At 70.7% G+C, this 2,134-nt stretch carries 3 protein-coding genes and 1 pseudogene; all 4 read left to right on the top strand.

Annotation, left to right across the window (positions count from 1 at the left end; genetic code table 11):
- Positions 1 to 248 precede the first annotated feature (248 nt).
- The gene (locus tag C7C46_RS33050; protein ID WP_110673597.1) at positions 249 to 554 is read left to right on the top strand and encodes a DUF6247 family protein; all 306 of its coding nucleotides are present in this window, start codon (positions 249 to 251) and stop codon (positions 552 to 554) included.
- On the top strand, positions 551 to 817 hold the full coding sequence (locus C7C46_RS33045; RefSeq protein WP_245985313.1) for a hypothetical protein: 267 nt from the start codon (positions 551 to 553) through the stop codon (positions 815 to 817). The genes C7C46_RS33050 and C7C46_RS33045 overlap by 4 nt, the downstream gene beginning before the upstream one ends.
- Before the next feature lie 70 nt (positions 818 to 887).
- Positions 888 to 1,034 (top strand): hypothetical protein, encoded by a 147-nt coding sequence (locus C7C46_RS35575; RefSeq protein WP_181442669.1) that lies wholly within the window; start codon positions 888 to 890, stop codon positions 1,032 to 1,034.
- A gap of 56 nt (positions 1,035 to 1,090) precedes the next feature.
- Positions 1,091 to 1,966 (top strand): annotated as a pseudogene (locus C7C46_RS33040) (IS5 family transposase).
- The last annotated feature ends 168 nt before the right edge of the window (positions 1,967 to 2,134 follow it).

Raw genomic sequence — 2,134 nt, 5'->3', positions numbered from 1 at the left:
ACGAATGGGCAACAGGGTCGTCAGTGTGGGTGGGCAGGCCGTCAGGTGCTGCCGACACCTCTCTGGACGCTGTAGCCGTGCAGAGGTACAGCACCATCCGGCGGCGGCCAGGCCAGCCTGGCCTACTCGCGTTGTCCGATCCGGTTCGTGGCTCCCGTCCGCCCGCTGCGCGGGCTTGTGCTGCCATGCCCGCCCGCACTGGCGCTGCGGCGGCGTACCGTGGCCTGGACACCACTGTGGAGGACCTGATGAGCACTCAGCCCGAGTACGCGCCCGTCCCACCACCGGCGCCGGCCCCGGCGGCCGCCGCGCGGCTGCTCGCCCGGATCCGCGCGGACCACCGCGCCGACCGGTGGCAGCCCGCCTTCGAGCGGGACTGGGCCAAGGCGCTGGAGGACTCCCGGCAGACCTACGACCTGACCCCGCTGCACGAGGTCGTGCGCACCTGGCAGGCCCGCCTCGACACCACCGCGGGCGTGGATGCCTTCGCCGCCGGCGGCCTGGACGACGAAGACGGGATGGACCTGGACCAGGTGCTCGGAGCCCGCCGGTGACCACCGGCCCGACCGGATGGCCGGCCCGACTCTCCCCCAAGGCCGCCAAGATCATGACCGGCCTGCCCGCCCACGCCCAGGGGACCGTACGCGACGTCCTCGACATCGCCTCCCGCACCCCGTGGGGCTGGCCGGCCTGGGACCCCACCGACCCCGACGGCGAAGACCTGCGCACCGCCGCCGTCGGCCCACTCACCGTCGTCTACTGGATCAACCGCGGGTCGCAGCGGCTGTACGTCATCGACATCGTCTGGCTCGGCTGACCGCCGACCAGTACTGTTCCCCGACGGCCGCGGCCAGCCCTCATCCTTCAGTGCATACGCACTCAACCCCGTGTTCTCCGCCCCTGTGTGGTGTGAGGTCCGCAGGTGGCTGCATGTCGCAGAGGACCAGCATGAGTGCGGTGGCGGGCCGTCGAAGGAACTGGTGGCCGAGCTGCGCGGCCTGGCCGCCCAGCTCCTGGCCGGTCCGCTGGCCTGAGGGCCGGGGCCCAGGGCCTGTTGCGTAAGTGGATCTTGATTTGTGATGATCACGGTGTGGCGCGAGGGGATCTGACGGACCGGCAGTGGGCTCGGCTGGAGCCGTTGCTGCCGGTGGGGAAGAAGGCGGGCCGGCCGCGGACGTGGACGCGCCGGCAGTTGATCGACGGGATACGGTGGCGGACCCGCGCGGGAACGCCGTGGCGGGACCTCCCCGAGCGTTACGGTCCGTGGGACCGGGTCCATGACCTGTTCCGGCGGTGGCAGCGCGACGGCAGCTGGAAGCGGATCCTGGAACAACTGCAGGTCCAGGCCGACGCGCAGGGCCTGATCACCTGGGACGTGAGCGTGGACTCGACCGTTTGCCGTGCCCACCAGCACGCCGCCGGCGCGCGTAAAAAAGGGATGTGCAGCGCGACCCGCCCGGCGGTATCGACACCGAGCCCGACGATCACGGCCTCGGACGCTCCCGCGGCGGGCTGACCACGAAGATCCACCTTGCCACCGAGCAGGGACAGAAGCCGCTGTCGCTGCTGATCACCGCAGGGCACCGGCACGACAGCCCGCAGTTCCAGCCCGTCCTCGAACGCATCCGCGTCCCTCGAACCGGGCCCGGACGGCCTCGCACCACACCGGACAAGGTCCGCGCCGACAAAGCCTACGGCTCGCGCGCGAACCGCTCCTACCTGCGCAGGCGACAGGATCGGGTGCACCATCCCGGAGAAGGCCGACCAACTCCGCAACCGCAAGAAGCTCGGCTCCCGAGGCGGCCGGCCACCGGCCTTCGACAAGGACGATTACAAGGAGCGCCACGCTGTGGAGTGCGGAATCAACCGCCTGAAACGCCGCAGGGCGGTGGCCACGAGATACGGCAAGTTGGCCGTGCGCTACGAGGCCACCGTGCTGGTCGCAGCCATCAACGAGTGGCTCTGACCAGCACTTTCGCAACAGGCCCTAGGACCCGCCCGGCCAACTCCCGCTTAAGCGGCAGCAAAGCGCGGTCCAACTCTCCGCCGGACAATGCATTGTGCCAGCTCTCGCCGCGTCTACACACCCGTCGTTCGGCGGGGGATCCCCGCCGACCTCGATTCGTCAGCCGCG

This window comes from Streptomyces tateyamensis (assembly GCF_003205575.1).
Classification (GTDB): Bacteria; Actinomycetota; Actinomycetes; order Streptomycetales; family Streptomycetaceae; genus Kitasatospora; species Kitasatospora tateyamensis.
Note: the sequence above shows the minus strand (reverse complement) of the source record. Positions and strands in the feature narration are given on the sequence as shown.

Coding starts and splice junctions, on each gene's coding strand:
- C7C46_RS33050 (WP_110673597.1), top strand. CDS start 249: ATGAGCACTCAGCCCGAGTACGCGCCCGTCCCACCACCGGCGCCGGCC.